The 15958-nt window shown below is 53.8% G+C and carries 8 protein-coding genes; 1 reads left to right on the forward strand and 7 read right to left on the reverse strand.

The annotated features are described in order from the left end of the window. Window positions 1-73: 73 nt before the first annotated feature. The 7 genes from FHS09_RS09850 to FHS09_RS09880 form a co-directional block, all read right to left on the reverse strand. Window positions 74-1918, reverse strand: coding sequence for a glycoside hydrolase family 2 protein (locus FHS09_RS09850; RefSeq protein ID WP_183459336.1), 1845 nt, complete (start codon window positions 1916-1918; stop codon window positions 74-76). A 210-nt stretch (window positions 1919-2128) separates the two neighbouring features. Further along, window positions 2129-3031, reverse strand: a complete 903-nt coding sequence (locus tag FHS09_RS09855; protein WP_183459338.1) for a family 43 glycosylhydrolase — start codon at window positions 3029-3031, stop codon at window positions 2129-2131. A gap of 28 nt (window positions 3032-3059) precedes the next feature. Beyond that, on the reverse strand, window positions 3060-5426 hold the full coding sequence (locus FHS09_RS09860; protein ID WP_183459340.1) for a glycoside hydrolase family 2 TIM barrel-domain containing protein: 2367 nt from the start codon (window positions 5424-5426) through the stop codon (window positions 3060-3062). Between the two features lie 173 nt (window positions 5427-5599). Further along, window positions 5600-6733: an SGNH/GDSL hydrolase family protein gene (locus tag FHS09_RS09865; protein ID WP_183459342.1), complete on the reverse strand. Its 1134-nt coding sequence runs from the start codon at window positions 6731-6733 to the stop codon at window positions 5600-5602. A gap of 105 nt (window positions 6734-6838) precedes the next feature. Beyond that, window positions 6839-8056 (reverse strand): D-mannonate dehydratase ManD, encoded by a 1218-nt coding sequence (gene manD, locus FHS09_RS09870; protein WP_183459344.1) that lies wholly within the window; start codon window positions 8054-8056, stop codon window positions 6839-6841. A 175-nt stretch (window positions 8057-8231) separates the two neighbouring features. Further along, window positions 8232-10928, reverse strand: a complete 2697-nt coding sequence (gene galB / locus FHS09_RS09875; protein WP_221191917.1) for a beta-galactosidase GalB — start codon at window positions 10926-10928, stop codon at window positions 8232-8234. 159 nt (window positions 10929-11087) lie between these two features. Then, complete coding sequence (locus FHS09_RS09880; protein WP_183459348.1) at window positions 11088-14489, reverse strand: glycosyl hydrolase 115 family protein; 3402 nt, start codon at window positions 14487-14489, stop codon at window positions 11088-11090. Between the two features lie 100 nt (window positions 14490-14589). Between FHS09_RS09880 and FHS09_RS09885 the strand changes: the two genes are divergently transcribed. Next, complete coding sequence (locus tag FHS09_RS09885; protein ID WP_221191918.1) at window positions 14590-15522, forward strand: alpha/beta hydrolase; 933 nt, start codon at window positions 14590-14592, stop codon at window positions 15520-15522. Window positions 15523-15958: the final 436 nt, after the last annotated feature.

Consider the following 15958-nt stretch of genomic DNA (forward strand, 5'->3'; position numbering starts at 1 on the left):
CTCCCGGTGAAGATGAAACCGCTTGGCCCGCCGGAGTCAGGTTCTAACCCGATATCAGGTTTCGGGCATCGCTTTACTGAGCGTTTTCTATCTCCCGATAGTAATTTTTCAATACCGCGAACGCTTTCTTCTTGATGCCTTTATCATCGATCAGGCCTTTTCGGTTCCAGCCCTGCTGGTAAACCGGGTGGTTTCGCCGGGGTGAGCGGAAGTCCGCCAGTATCCAGGGAGAGAGACCGCTGTAGTTGTCCGGCATCCGCTTGAACATGGCCACCTGTTCTTTGTAAAACCACTCCTGGAACTCTTCGCTCCAGCGGGTTTTTTCGTCGGCATAAAAACCACCTTTGGCTCCGGCCCCGGTTTCGCTAAAAAACAGCGGCTTGTCATAGGCGACTTCCCACTTTGCGGTGCGGCAATCATCCGGCAGGCCGCCATACCAACCCAGGTACTCGTTCACCGAGACGATATCGGTATATGCGCCCAGCGGGTCGTCGATACGGTTGACATCGCCGTTGTAACCGACTTCCAGCGCCGCGGAAATCAGGCGGCTGTCATCGAGGGACCTGGCCTTGTCGATCAGGGATTTCATAAAGCTGGTGCGCAGGGGACTGACTGGTGTCTCGTTGCCGACGGACCAGATGATCACCGAGGTCCGGTTCCTGTCGCGAACGATCATCTCCTCCAGTTGAGTTTTGGCCTTGTCCAGCACCTCATCACTGCCGAAGTCGATAGTCCAGTAGACCGGAATCTCCGACCAGACCAGTATTCCCATGGCATCTGCCATACGGGTCATCTGCTCGTTGTGGGGATAGTGGGCGAGGCGCACCATATTGGCGTTCAGCTCCTTCGCCCAGGTAAGGAGCTGTTCCGCGTCCTCCGCACTGAAGGCTCTTCGCACCTGCTGGGGAATCTCCTCGTGAACACTGATGCCGCGCAGGAATACCTGCTCGCCGTTCAACAGTATTTTTTTGCCGGCAGTCTCGATTTTGCGAAAACCGATGCTATCCGTAAGCGTCTCGCCATTGAAGTCCAGCTTCACCTGGTACAGCTTGGGACTGTCGGGAGACCAGAGCCCCAGGTCTTCCAGCTCGAACTCGAATTCCAGCCGGCCGCCGCTCACCGGGAAACGGCGTTCGAAGCTGAGTTCCGGAACGGCGATGGTCACGTCGCCCTTGCCGGCCGCCCTGTTCAGGTCGACGCTGCCGGACACCAGAAAACGGCTGTCCTTCTTGGCCTTGCGGATATCCTGTGCCGGGTCCAGCTGCAGGGCATACTGCTGAATAAAATTGTCCGGCGTGACCAGCAGTTTGACGTCCCGGGTAATACCGCCATAGTTCCACCAGTCGGTATTGACCGTGGGGATTTCCTGCGGGTGTCGCTTGTTGTCGACTTTTACCACAAGAAAATTGTCTTTCTCTTTCAGGAGATCTGCGGGAATTTCAAAATTGAACGGGGTAAAACCACCTTTGTGGCTTCCCAGCTTCTTCCCGTTGACATAGACATGCGCCTCATAGTTCACTGCGCCGAAATAGAGGAATGCCCTCTCCCCCTTTTTCAATTTCCGCAGGTCGAAATCCCGCTGGTACCAGATGGTACCCTCGTAGTAGGTGAGCGTATCGCTCTGGGAATTCCAGTCCCCAGGTACTTCGATGGAATAGGGTTTTTGATATCCGTGTTCCAGCCGGTCGAGCTTATCCTTCGCCACCGGCCGGTTCCAGTAGGCTTCCCGGTCGCCCTCGCCCCGCTCCTTGTAACGGTAGGTATAGAAGCCGGTTTCGTAGGGATCGACGATATAGTGCCAAGTGCCGTTCAGGGAGATCGACTCCCTGCTGTCGGTGTTGACGATCAATTTTTCCATCGCTGTGGAGTCCAGGGCAATCAAGGTAATTGCAAAGAAACTCAATAATTTTTTAATCATAAGCATCACATTGTTACGAAGATTAGAGGGGCAGAACCCTGGGAACGCCGAGTTCCAGCTCGGCAAGCGGGCCAGTGGCCCGCCCGGGTGAACACAAGGTTCGCCCCTACCAAGTACGCTCGTCATTCCCGCGCCGGTATGACAAACCTATAAATACCGGATTTGAAATAGAGTATCTACAAACCGCCATTTACCCGATCAAGCGGCTTATTATTTCAAAGGCGGGATTTCTATCGGTTGAATCGTGCCATCATCATTGTAAGACAGCGGTGCCATGGATACGCGCCGCTCCCAGTGACTGGGCCCCTCGACATGATAGAAAAGATACCACTGGTCTTTGAATTCGGTAATCGATCCATGAACGTTGAACGAATGACTATCTATTATCTCCCCCTTGAATTCAAACGGGCCTAACGGGCTCTTGGCGGTACTGTAAAACATTCGATTGGCTTCACGCTGTCCGGGTGGCCTGGTGGGGTAGCTTGCGTAGTAAATGCCATTGTGCTTGTGGACCCAGAGGCCTTCGTAGAATCCCTTCATATCCAGACGTTGAATTGGCCCGTCGCGGGTAATCATGTCCTCTTTTAATTTCACCACACCCAGCTGCTTAGCGCCGCCGACGTAAAGAAATGCCTGCCCGTCATCATCTATGAAAACGTTGGGGTCTATCATATATTCAATTCCCGCCTCATGCTTTCTTACAAGAGGCTTGCCGAGCGCATCCTTAAACGGCCCGATCGGAGAATCTGACACAGCTACGCCGATCTCCCCTCCCGCGGTAAAGTAAAAATAGTACTTTCCATTTCGCTCTATGCAATCCGGTGCCCAGGCTTCTTCGTCAGCCCAGGCGATGTCTTCGAGGCTGAAAATAACACCATGATCGGTCCAGGTCTCCATATCGTCCGTGGAGAAGACGTGCCAATCCACCATACCCTTCCAGTTGCGCGCTCCCTCGGCATCGTGGGAAGGGTAGACATACAGCTTTTCATCAAACACGCGAGCGGACGGATCAGCATGGAAATCAGGCAGGATGACTTCCTGGCCGAATACGGGAGTTGTGAGTGCCTGCAGCCCCACTGCAATAACGAGAGTTTTTATGGGAATTTTTTTCATAATGTTGTCTACCTAATATCCGCAATTACTATTGTGCCTCAAGGGTTAACACCTCATCTGACAACCCTTCCGAAGAGACTCTTACCCTTATTGTTCCTTTTGAACGACCCGATTGAAGCGTAAGCAGGGCCTTTCCAAAATAGGTTTGAATCGAGTGTCCGGTGAAAGGGTCTCTGAGGTCTCCATTGTCCAGCCCAAGCAACCTGCCATTGCCAACCACCTCTACCGTAATTTCCTGGTCTGCATTTGGAACTACGACACCATTCTCATCCACAAGCCTGATCGCAATGTGAGACAGGTCCTGACCATCGGCGGAAATCTGTGTACGGTCAGGGGACAATAGAATTTGTGCAGGATTTCCGGCGGTTTTCAACTCATAGGAAGCTACTTCCCGGCCTGCCTTGTATCCTTTGGCCACAATGCGGCCTTTTTCATAAGGGACATGCCAGGTGATCGTGTTATTCGAATAATCAGAAGTATTTCGGAATCCTAAGGATTTATCATTCAAGACCAATTCCACACTATCGCAATTGGTGGTGGTATGCACCTGGATGACGCGCCCTTCATATTGGGGGAAACTCCAGTGGCCTGCTAAAAAAGGCCAGCTCCAGTGCGGCTTTCCTGTGTCCATATCCAGCGACTGATCGGCTACTGCGATTCTCACCATGGGCACATCATTCCAAACGGACCGGTGAAATGCAGCTGCGGGTTTTTCAACCATACTGACATCAAAAAGACCGTTCACCCGTCCGAAGCTCGGCCATGCTTTGCTTTCACCCAAATAATCAATCCCGGGCCAAAGAAACTGACCAAAAACAAAGTCATTGTTCGCTACATCGAACCATGGATTAATAGGGTCAAAAGCTCTGAACTGATCTTTTCTCCCGCGATAGTAAGAAAAGGCTTCAGATACGTAGATAATTCGATCGGGAAATTCTCTTTTTTCATCTTCCAGCCAGGGCTCTTGGTAGTTATAACCAACTACATCCAGGCTTTGGGCAAAACCATTTACATTATACCTTCTCTCCTGATCCGGCCGAAGCGCAGCTGTAACCAATCGACTGGGATCCAGGTCATGAACATAATCTCTTAACTTGATAGCCCGCTCCGTGCCTTTTCCGCTCGTATCGAACTGCTCATCTGTTTCATTTCCGATGCTCCACAGCACAATAGAGGGGTGATTGCGGTCCCGCAGCACCATTGCTTCTATGTCTTGTTGCCACCACTCATCGAAATATTTCGCATAATACCCACCTTTCCATTTATCAAACGCTTCGCCGATGACTACAAAGCCCAACCTGTCGCACATGTCCAGGAACTCCGAAGTAGGCGGATTATGGGAGAGGCGGATCGCGTTGACGCCATATTCCTTGAGTATTTGAAGCCTGCGCAAGTATGACTTATCAGGGACTGCAGTACCCAGAGATCCCGCATCAAGATGGAGGTTCATACCCTTCATCTTGATATTCTTTCCATTAAGAAAAAAGCCTTTATCCGGGCGGAACCTTATTTCCCTGACACCAAAAGTGGTTTTGTATTCGTCAACCGTTTTACCATTTACTTTTACCTTGGTTTCCATCGTGTACAGGTAAGGCTCTTCGATGGACCAGAGCTGCGGTTCCTTGAGGTTTAAGGATTGCTGCAGGGTCTCTTGCTTCGATTTACCAACCTGAAGCTTCGATTTCTCTAAAGCGATTTGCTTTCCCTCCTTGTCAACGATCCGGTTTTCTACCAAAACTTCTACCAGACTTTTACTGCTGTTCTCAATAGTGGTAGCTATGTTGACTTGCGCTTCCTTTTCTGAAATTTCCGGAGTGGTGATGTATGTCCCCCATGTTGCGATATGTATCGGATCAGTAACTTTTAGCCAAACATGTCTGTAGATCCCTGAGCCTGAATACCAGCGTGATGAAGGGCTGTCGCTATGGTCTACTCTCACGGCAATGGTATTCTCCCCTCCGTAGTTTAAGTAAGGGGTTAAGTCATATTCGAAGGTGGTATATCCATAAGGATGAAATCCTAAATGCTTACCGTTGAGATACACATTGCTTTGATGGTATACCCCGTCAAATTGAATAACTACCTTTTTGTTTTCATGGGATTTGGGGACTGTAAAACTTTTGCGGTACCAACCAATGCCTCCAGGGAAATAACCCATTGCTCCTGCCATCCAACCTTGCCCGGCATTCTCCTTTGACACTTGCTGCTTTACACTCCAGTCGTGCGGCAACTGTACTTCCTGCCAATTGCTGTCATCGAAATTGGGATTTTTGGCTTCAGAGGAATCTCCGAGAAAAAACTTCCAGTCAAAATCAAAATTCTTTGTCTCTCTTGGGCTTTGCGCCAGGCTAAAGGCAGATACTGCCAGGAGAATAATTGTGCAGATAAATTTCATTCTGTTTGATTTCTAATCGTTAGTTTGAAATTCTTTTAAACCAAGGGCTCGTCAAGTGCACCCTTAAATGGTCCGACGGGACGGATCAGCGTGAAAATCGGGCAGGATAACCTCCTGGCCGAATACGGAGGCTGCGTATGCCAGCAACCCCACTGCAATAACGAGAGGTTTTTTCATGGGTTTGGACTCCGTGTACTGTCCAAGTAAGGCTTTAAAGCAGGAGCCAATTGTTTGGCGACCTTTGCATGACCCAGGGGGGATGGGTGAACACTCGGACTGCTTTTCTTTACGTAGTCTACCGGATTGGCAGTTCCATACCCCTCAAGCCACCCGCTGGTATCAATATAGTGAACCTTGGCGTCACCCGCTGCGATTCTGGCATCTACCGCATTTTTGACTTCAGTCTCAAACCAGCCGTTAAACAGTCTTAGGCTGAATATCTCAGTATTGGGGTAAATGTGCCTCAGGTATGCCAGGAAATCGATGTAACGACTTTGAAAAAGAGCCGGATCGATGTCGGTGTAATGATCGTTTGAGCCCAGGTTTACGACAATGGCCGCAGGCGTATAGGTTGAAAAGTCCCAGTTTGACGTTGTTGTGTAATTGGGTGTTTGCAATTTTGAATAGGCAGATTCCATTCCTACAGGATGCGCTCCGTATCCATCCACAAGCGCTATGCCAGGATCTGAAATCTGCGTATGCTCGACACCCAACAAGTCGCCTGCCACCCACGCGAATGCAGCCCCATTTCCATAGGTAGTATCCGCACCGGTAGTAATCGAATCACCAATGAACTCGACGATCTTATTGTTGGAACTGGAAGGTGCTACCGTCGTTGCCTCTGCATCAAAAACCAGACCGTTAAATGCAATTTCTTTCTGATCAAATTGTGCTGCAACTCTTAGCGTATGCGTTCCTGGAGGTAATCCATCAGGCGTTAAATCAACGGTCCCATTGACATTGCTGAACAATTTATCAGCGGCATCGTCGATCTTCACAAGAAGCGTAGTCGCTTTGTTTAACTTGATTTGTACATTCGCACCTGTAAACCTGACCTTCAGGTATGCTCCACCCCAATAGCTGTGATAGGAATCCGGATCACTTTTGTCCCAGCGGCCGTAATACTCTATATTGGGGTCAGCAGGCTTTACGACCGTGAATTGGTCAATTTCTGCTGAATTGTCCAACAGTGGCGCATGTCCAGCCCCACTGATTGCTTCTGCGGCATAGAACGCCTTCTCATTAGCACATCCTGATGTACTGATTAACAATGCCGTGACTATGAAGAAGATTGCGTATTTTTTCATTTTCTCAAACCAACTCTTTAGGGCAGCGACCGGCCGCATTGGCGGCCGGTAGGGCATTGAAAAGTTTTTCCTTGAGGCGGTTAAAAAATTTACTGTCCTGGGCGATTACCAGTTGAACAAGGTTCCGTCCTGCAGGCGGTTTACCGGCAGGTAGGCAGGCTTGTAAGGGTACTCGGCTGCCAGCTCTTCGTTGATATCCACACCATGACCGGGCTTGTTCCCGGGATACAGGTAGCCATCGGCAAAGTGATAATCGTGCGGGAATACTTCATCGGTTGCTTCAGTGTGCGGCATATATTCCTGGATACCGAAATTGGGCACCCAGGTATCAAAGTGCAGCGCGGCGCCCATGCACACCGGGGACAGGTCCGTGGCTCCGTGACTACCCGTACGTACATGGTAGAGGTCAGCCAGGTTGGCAATACGGCGCAAATGCGAAATGCCGCCGGCGTGAACAACAGTTGTGCGGATATAGTCGATCAACTGCTCTGTAATCAACTGCTGGCAGTCGTGGATAGAGTTGAAAACCTCTCCGACCGCTAGAGGGGTGGTCGTATGCTGGCGAATCAGACGGAAACTCTCCTGGTTTTCAGCGGGCACACTGTCTTCCATCCAAAACAGGCGGTAGGGTTCCAGGTCTTTGCCTACCCGGGCCGCCTCTATCGGGGTGAGGCGGTGGTGAACGTCGTGCAGCAGGTGGTACTCAAAACCAAATTTTTCGCGCAGCCTGTCGAACAGGTTGGGGACAAACGTCATGTACTTTTCCGTCGACCACCGGCTCTCGGTAGGCAGGGCGGCATCGGCCGGTTCGTAGTGCCTTCTGTCCTTGCTGTTTTTGCTGACCCCGTAGGTAGACGACAGGCCGGGAATGCCGCTCTGGGCGCGAATCGCCTTGTAACCCAGCTCAATATAGCGCGCCACCTCATCCACGGTTTCCTCAATATCGCCACCGTTGGCATGGCCATAGACCATAACGCCGTCGCGGGACTTCCCTCCGAGCAACTGGTAGAGCGGTAAGCCGGCAATTTTGGCTTTGATATCCCAGAGAGCGGTATCCACCGCCGCAATCGCGGTCATGGTCACCGGCCCCCGACGCCAGTAGGCGCCGCGATAGAGGTACTGCCAAATATCCTCGATCTGCTGCGGGTCGCGACCGATCAGGCAGGGCACCACGTGATCCTGAAGATAAGACACCACGGCCAGCTCCCGACCGTTGAGCGTCGCATCACCCAGGCCGTAGACGCCTTCGTCAGTCAGCACCTTCAGCGTTACAAAATTTCTGCCCGGGCAGGTCACGATCACCTTGGCGTCTATGATTTTCATGGTCGACATCTCTTTGAATTAAGAACGTCCAATGCGCTCACACTGTGAATAATCGAAACCCCGAATATTACACTGTAGGAGCGGCCGTTGGCCGCGATCGGCTTCGCTTCGTAGTGAAGACTGATCGCGGCCAGCGGCGGATGGCCGCCCCGCCGCTCCTACAGGGAGGGAGTAGTTACCCCTCGGCTGCGATATCGATCACCGTTTCCCGCAGGCCCTCGCCCGATACGGTGAGCTTGATCTCGCCCGCCTGACCCGGTTTGGCACGCACGATCGCCAGGCACAGGCCGTTGAAGGCCGCGCGCTCGGCCGAAGCGAAGGACACCATGCTCGTGGGATCGCCGTTATCCGTGGCCACCAATTCACCGGGCCCCTCGACGGTGAAGGTGAGATCGTTGTGCGTTCGGGGTACCACCAGCCCGTCTTCATCGACCACCTTCACCGTCACAAAGGCCAAGTCGAGGCCGTCGGCCCGAATAACCGGCCGATCCGCTTCGGCTTCGAGCGCGGCCGGTGCGCCGGTAGTGCGCACACTGGCTGTGGCCCATCGTTCGCCCTTCTTGTAGGCCACCACTTTCAACTCACCGGGTTGGTATTTCACATCGTCCCAACGCAAACGGTACTTGTATTCCCCCTTTTTCCTGCGCCCCAGGGATTCCCCGTTCAGGAACAGCTCCGCTTCGTCGCCCGAGGTGAACACGTGCACCGGGGTCACCTCACCGACCCGCTCCGGCCAGTTCCAGTGCGGCAGTATGTGCGCCATGGGCAGGTCCGGCCGCCAGTGGGACTGATAGAGGTAGAAGCGATCCTTCTTGAATCCTGCCAGGTCGATGACGCCGAAGTAGGAACTGCGCGAGGAATAGTAGGGCGTGGGCTCGCCCAGGTAGTCCCAGCCGCTCCAGACGAAGCCGCCACCGACATAGGGATGCTTCGCCAGGGAACCGAAGACCTTGTCGGCGGAGGAGCCGAAGGGCGTGCTGTACAGCTCGTAGGCGCTGACCTGGCCGGATTGCGGGTCGCCGCCGTCGCCGTCCTTGACCGGTGCACTGATTTCACCGGTGACGGGGAACAGATACTCCCCGCGGGAGCTCACGGCGGCTGCGTTTTCGCTGCTGAAGATCAGCTTATCGGGAAAGGTTTTGTGAAATTCCGGGTACAGCGGCGCGGTGCGTATACCCGGGAGACCGGCGTAGGCCGGCGCGTCGCGGATGCCCTCGCCCTGGTAATTCAGGCTGATGGTATCCATGACCCCGGGCAGGGGCATGTGCGGCTTGGCGTAATTCATGGCCGCGGCCGTCGGCCGGGTGGGGTCCTCTTGTTTGGCGATCTCGTGGAGACGCAGCGCCACGGCCGCCCCACTCTCATCCGTGTACTGCTCGCCGACTTCGTTGCCGACGCTCCACATAATTACCGAGGGGTGATTGCGGTCGCGGCGAATAAACGCGCGCAGGTCCGGCTCGTGCCAATCCGGAAAGATAAGGTGGAAATCCAGCGGCGTTTTCTTCCGCTCCCACGCATCGTAGATTTCGTTCACCACCAGAAAGCCCATCCGGTCGGTCAGCTCCAGCAGTTCGGGCGCGGGCGGATTGTGGGCGATGCGAATGGCGTTGGCGCCCATCTCACGCAGCATCTCGAGCTGGCGCTCGGCCGCGCGGACATTGAAGGCCGTCCCGAGAGCGCCCAGGTCGTGGTGCTGGTTGGCGCCCTGCAGGTAGATGGGCTCGCCGTTGACGAACACTCCCTGTTCTGCATCGAAGCGCAGCTCGCGAATACCGAAGCGGGTTTCGTAGCGGTCGAGGGTTTGACCGTTCTGCTCCAGGGTGGTTACAGCTACGTAGCGGTGAGGCGTCTGTGTGGGCGGCGGTCCCCACAGGCGGGGTTTTTCAATGGTAACCGCGCTCTCCAGCTCGGCACTTTCACCGGCGGTCAGCGCAACCTGAAGCGGCTCGAAACGGGCAACCGCCTCCCCGGTTTTCCGCCCCTCGGTATCCAGCGCGTACAGTTTAGTAGTCGCGGTCACGGCGGCATCTTTGTCCGAGTCGTTGTCGATGGACACCGCCAAATGGACCCTGGCGAAGGCTTCGGACACTTGGGGTGTGGTGACGCGGGTGCCCCACTGGCCAATATGGACGGGATGGGTTTTGGTCAGCCAGACATTGCGGTAGAGCCCGCCCCCCGGATACCAGCGCGACGAGTCGGGCGGGTTGTCCAGGCGGATGGCCAACTGGTTCTCGCCACCCGGCACCACGAAGGGCGTGATATCCAGGCGCCAGGACGCGTAGCCATAGGGCCAGCCGCCGACCAAGTGGCCATTCAGCCATACCATGGCGTAGGACATGGCACCGTCGATATCGAGGAAAATGAACTTGCCGGCATCCGACGCCGGAATATCGAGCTTGTTCCGGTACCAGGCCACCCCCGGGCTCGGCAGGCGGCCCATGCCGCCGCCGACTGCGGCATTCTCGCCGGCCATAAACGGGCCTTCAATCGCCCAGTCGTGGGGTACACGCACGGTTTCCCAATCGCTGTCGTCAAACCCGGTTTGTACGAACGGGAAATCGCTGCCCGGGTCGCCCGATGGGCGCTGGAACCGTTTCGCGGGGTCTTTGATGAAGTCGTTGGCCGTGGGCAGAATCCAGGGCTTGAGCACCGGCGTGTCCGACTCGACTGCGACCGCCTCTGTGGGTTTGGCGTCGGCGGGCCGGTCGTCCCGGTGATTCCCGACCTCCGGACGAACGTCGTAAATCAGCGCATCGGCGTCCTTCTCCGACGCGTATTTCATAAAGCGCCAGCCTTGATCGAGCAGAATCCGCTCGCGAACGGACGCCTGCGGCGACTCTGCCAGGCCGCTCGACCCCTCACGGCTGGCCATTTGCTTATCGCAAGCGCATAACACGGCACCGATACTGAAAAATATAACCGCCCGGACAAAGAGAGTTTTTATAGTCATTTTTCTGGTTCAATCGAAGATTATAAAAATGGATATCGCTTTGAGTACTGAGATCTGAAACTCACGTTTTTACTTACGTTTTTAATCACGCAGTCGGTTTATTCTTGTCTGAGATGGCCCGACATAAGACGGCTTCAAGCCTCCAAAATCAATCGTGACCCGGTCAACACTAACAGAGGGATCTGTCCCCCATAGCTTGAATCGGTAGTTGCCGGGAACAAGATCCAGTTCCCCGGTTCCGACCATGCGGCTTTCCAACACATTATTCTGCCAAGGCTGCGCTCCCGGATCACCCATATTAAATGTAATCCACCGGGGATTCTCATCACCAATGCTGATGGCGCATCGCAATTGTCGGGATACATCCAGAGGAAAAGCCGGAACAGCCTCTACGATAACCTCGGCTTTTCCGCCCTCGACGACAACCACTTCATATTCCAGAACGGGGGATTCCTGACGAACCTGCAACAAATCCTCAATGTACCACCCTTGCATCGGCTCCAGCAGCATAGCCGAACCACTTCGCCCCAAACCGGTCACCGAACGCCAGGAGGCCACCCTTCCCATCTGTTTTTGATTGTACTGGCTTGCCGGCATGGAAATTACACCATTAGTCTCAATGTAGGCGCCAGACGGGGCATTCAATTCTTGATTGAATACTGAGACATCTACACGGTAGCGGTGCTTTCCATCGGTAATTTCTATGTCGCCGTCGATGTCCTGGCCGACAGGTGCCTTATCATAGTTGACAGTTACCCAGATACGCTCCGAGTCATCGCTCAACAAACCCCCATCATCACTTAGCTCTATCCAGGGAGCACTGGTTTTAGCCGACCATTCCTGCGGATCCTGTCCGCGGTTAAAAATGTCGATAAAATGGCGCTCTTGGGTATAACGATTAAATGCCGGGAGACGATTCTCTTCCGTAAACACCGGAGACAGTTGTCGGGATTTCTGCACGAACTCCACCCCATACAGTTTTGCCCCATCCCCGCGGGGATGGATCGTCAATTTGTTCAAGCCGGGCCGCAACACATAATCTTCGACTTCGAGCTTCTGTATCCGGCCAACTGAACCGTTAACCCTGATCGATTTATGATCATTTAATGTAACCCACCAGGAATTACTGTCCTGATCCGGGTGGTCGACCGACAAACTAAGGGTATGAACCCCACCGGGCCCTCCCTCAAAATAGAATTCAAAGTCGGCTTTTGTAGGGCTGTCCACAACATAGGGAATCGTATCCCACGAACCCGGGCCGGGAATGGTGCGTTTGCTTCCTTTCCCAGGCCATATCAGAAACGTACCATCCGAATCATTCCCGGTCGTAAGCTCCCCTGATATGTTGGCCTCCGAAGCGCTTATGGTTACCTTCGATTCCCGGGTTGTGATGTCGGGAAGGGAGCCAGTCAGCGGTTTTAACGGTTGCGGTTGCCCCTCAATAGCGACACCAACTCCACCAGCGTGTTTCGTTTCAATGCGAGTCGTAATCGGTTCAAAAAACACCGAAGAGCCTTCCTGGTATCCGGGACGATAATCTGCAATATGCTCCCATTTGCCACCGGCAATTTCCTGGTTGTAATGGCGGGTTAACTGTTTAATCCGGTCGAACGCCGCAAACGCCGAATCGCTCATCCGGTTCGCTGCCACCCGGCCCTGTTTGGCGTATTCCCTGCTTTTATAGGCATACAACCACTTCTCGTTCATCGCAGTGGCGCCGGCGATGGGATAGTACACCAGCTGAAAGTATGCATCCGAGGCCTGCTCGGGAAGCTCTTTCGAGATTTTCTCTGCAAGGGTGTTCAGATCCTGATAGCTGCGCACCCGCTGTTCGACCTCATCGCCGTAATGCCACAGACTATACAGAGGATCCCGAACGGGCGGATACCCGGCCCATTGGGATTCATTGAAGCCCATGAATTCAGGTTTCCGTTCGGTGGCCAGCCGGTAGTACTCCCACATCATGTCGGATATCGCTTTCCCATGTTGTTGGGAAATATCCCGTGATGCCACCGTCTCAAAGAAGTCCCGCAGGTTATCCGGCGTCCATGAATCGATATCCCAGGCGAGATCCATGAAAAATTCGGTCTCCCACTCGCGGCGTTTCAGATCCCCCACATTGGCAATCCATATGTGATCCATATTCTGCTGGCTGGCGCGGGTCATTTCGCGCCAAATCAGGGCAGGCGATGTCGGGGACAGCCAGATATAGGGATGAGGCGCCCCGAGATAGGACAGATGATAATAAACCCCCGCACCGCCGGAGCGGTGTTGCTCAGCTTCATTGGAAAACCGCCGGATATATCCATGGTTATCTTCCGGCCATATGATGGTTATCTCTTCCGGAATCTCCAACCCGTTTTCATAGATTTCGAGCACTTCTTTATAGGGGGTAAACGACTGCGGAACTTCGGACACATCATCATTGATATACTGTTTGAGCAATCCCCGCTGATCTGAAATTACCTTTTCGAGTAGACTGACCTTGTCTTCCATGGAGCCGGCACCTATCATGCCGGTGTCGTGAATGCCCCGCATACCTACCGTGTACATGGCGTTCAGCCCCTGGCTTTCCTTCACACGCTGCTGCCAGTACTCGTAAACGGAGGAGGCGTTGTTTTGATAATTGAAATCCCCCCGCGTGTGGTGATCCCATTCACCCACGTTGTTTCGAAGCATCGGCTCGGCATGGGAGGTTCCGACCACAATTTCCCATTCCCGGGCGGTCTCCGGATTCCCCGGAACCTGGAAAAACGGCACCGTGTTCGGGTGCATCGCCGGCCATAGCATATTGGCTTTCAGGCGCAGCATTAATTCGAATACTTTGGCATAGGTTTTGGGGCCTATATTGCCAACTGACGGCTCAAACGTCTTGGACGCCCAGGGTTCAAGACCCCATCCTTCATCATTGAGAAAGATCCCCCGATACTTAACCGAAGGGGAGGTGGAAAAGGTGTCCTGGTTGCTTACGGATAAAGAGTTCTTCTTCTCAACCGGCACATCCGCCCACCAGTACCAGGGAGAGACACCCATCTTTTTTGAAAGGTCAAACACCCCGTAAGCCATGCCCCTCGGATCACTGCCCACGATAAACATCGCCTGATCGATGCCCGCAGCAGGCTCGGCTTTAAACATATACCCGTAGGTCTCCCATTCTCCTGTGAGGCGAGAGGTGTCGATAGTTCTGCGAATCATCCCGGAAGTGACATCCCCAAGGATAATCGCATTCCCTACAACGTTTTCAAGGCTGGTATATACTTCCGGTTTTCGACCGGTGATAGCTTCTATATCCTGAGCCAGTAAGTGTGCGACTATGGGATTTAATGTAGAACCCTCGACATCGTAAATAATGGAAACTGTTCTGTTTTGGTCTGCAATAGCAAATTGTTCATCGACTGGTTGGCAGCCGACTATCGGTATTAATAGAAGCCACCCCAACAGGGCGAGCACACTGAGGTTAAAACGCAGAACATTTACCATCATAAGCATCACATTAATAGATAGTATTCCTATCCTTCTCACCCACTGAAAACAAATGTTATTATTTATCATACATTTATACAAGCAGAAGAACGAGGCCTGAATGATGACTAGAATCACGGTATTATTCGCCTTCTTGTTTGGGATAGTGGCTTCGGCGGATGCCCAGGAAACCATTCCCCTATACTCCGGCGAAATCCCCAATGCCGTCGAAGCACCTGACGAGGAATCCGTCAGGGACCCCTCCGCGAAGCACACCTTCAAATTGAAGGTGTCCCGCCCCACGCTATCGGTCTACCTGCCGGACCCGCAACAGGCCAACGGGACCGCGGTCATCATCTGCCCCGGCGGTGGCTACACCGGACTGTCCGTCGTCAAAGAAGGCAGTGAGGTCGCCAGGGCCTTCAACGAAATGGGTGTGGCGGCTTTCGTGCTCAAGTACCGCACCCCGAGCGACCGGCATATGACCGACAAAGCCACCGGCCCCCTGCAGGATGCGCAACAGGCTTTGCGGGTGGTGCGCCGGAACTCGAAAAAATGGCATGTCGATCCCGACCGCGTTGGTATCATCGGCTTTTCCGCCGGCGGACACCTGGCCTCCACTGCCGGTACCCACTTCGATCGCCCGGTAGTCGCCACCTGGGAGAGGGACAACCTCAGACCCGATTTTATGGTCTTGGTCTATCCCGTTATCAGCTTCACTGATAGACAGACACACGTTGGGTCGCGCACAAATCTGTTGGGCCCCAAACCGCCCGAGGCACTGACCCGGCGCTACTCCAACGAACTCCAGGTGACAGCCCAGACACCGCCTACCCTACTGGTCCACGCCGGCGACGATCGGGCGGTACCGGTGGGGAACAGCATCACCTTTTTCCAGGCGCTGCACGTCCAAGGTGTACCGGCACAACTTATCGTCTACCCCGAGGGCGGCCACGGCTTCGGCCTGCACAACCCCACCACCCCGGACAGCTGGATCGAGCGTTGCCGGGACTGGCTGGCGAGCCGTGGCCTTTTGATCGCGCAGGGCGCGTAGGCGGCTCCTACTCCGCCATTAACCCGGGGGAGTCTTATCGATGGGCCAGACAAAGAGAACTGCTGGCCCATCCTCAGGCATTCCGCCAATTCAAATTTCAGTGAGCGACACTTGTAGTTGCCCAAGGCAACCACAGCAGATAAAGAAAGGCTGAAAATAATATTCTTCTACATGACCACCAAGGGGTTAGTGGTGGTTTCACAACGTAGCAAGCGGATGCTTGGCGGTGGTCACCGGAGCCCAGGAAGCGCAGTATATACACAGCACTTGAGCATTCCGGTCACCGCCAAGCGATACCTTCTCAAAAAATCCTGAGATTGGGTTTATCAGAATCTCGCATTAATACCTATAAGATAACGAGGTCCGGCGTACTCGATTAAGCGCATATGCTCCTCGGAATCTGCATAGTGAAAGACCTTTTCATCGGTCACATTCA

This window comes from Microbulbifer rhizosphaerae, from assembly GCF_014191725.1.
Taxonomy (GTDB): domain Bacteria; phylum Pseudomonadota; class Gammaproteobacteria; order Pseudomonadales; family Cellvibrionaceae; genus Microbulbifer; species Microbulbifer rhizosphaerae.

Excerpts from the sequence above, each read along its gene's own strand:
- FHS09_RS09850 (WP_183459336.1), bottom strand. The coding sequence starts at position 1,918 with ATGATTAAAAAATTATTGAGTTTCTTTGCAATTACCTTGATTGCCCTG.
- FHS09_RS09855 (WP_183459338.1), bottom strand. The coding sequence starts at position 3,031 with ATGAAAAAAATTCCCATAAAAACTCTCGTTATTGCAGTGGGGCTGCAG.
- FHS09_RS09860 (WP_183459340.1), bottom strand. The coding sequence starts at position 5,426 with ATGAAATTTATCTGCACAATTATTCTCCTGGCAGTATCTGCCTTTAGC.
- FHS09_RS09865 (WP_183459342.1), bottom strand. The coding sequence starts at position 6,733 with ATGAAAAAATACGCAATCTTCTTCATAGTCACGGCATTGTTAATCAGT.
- manD (WP_183459344.1), bottom strand. The coding sequence starts at position 8,056 with ATGAAAATCATAGACGCCAAGGTGATCGTGACCTGCCCGGGCAGAAAT.
- galB (WP_221191917.1), bottom strand. The coding sequence starts at position 10,928 with ATGGCCAGCCGTGAGGGGTCGAGCGGCCTGGCAGAGTCGCCGCAGGCG.
- FHS09_RS09880 (WP_183459348.1), bottom strand. The coding sequence starts at position 14,489 with ATGATGGTAAATGTTCTGCGTTTTAACCTCAGTGTGCTCGCCCTGTTG.
- FHS09_RS09885 (WP_221191918.1), top strand. The coding sequence starts at position 14,590 with ATGATGACTAGAATCACGGTATTATTCGCCTTCTTGTTTGGGATAGTG.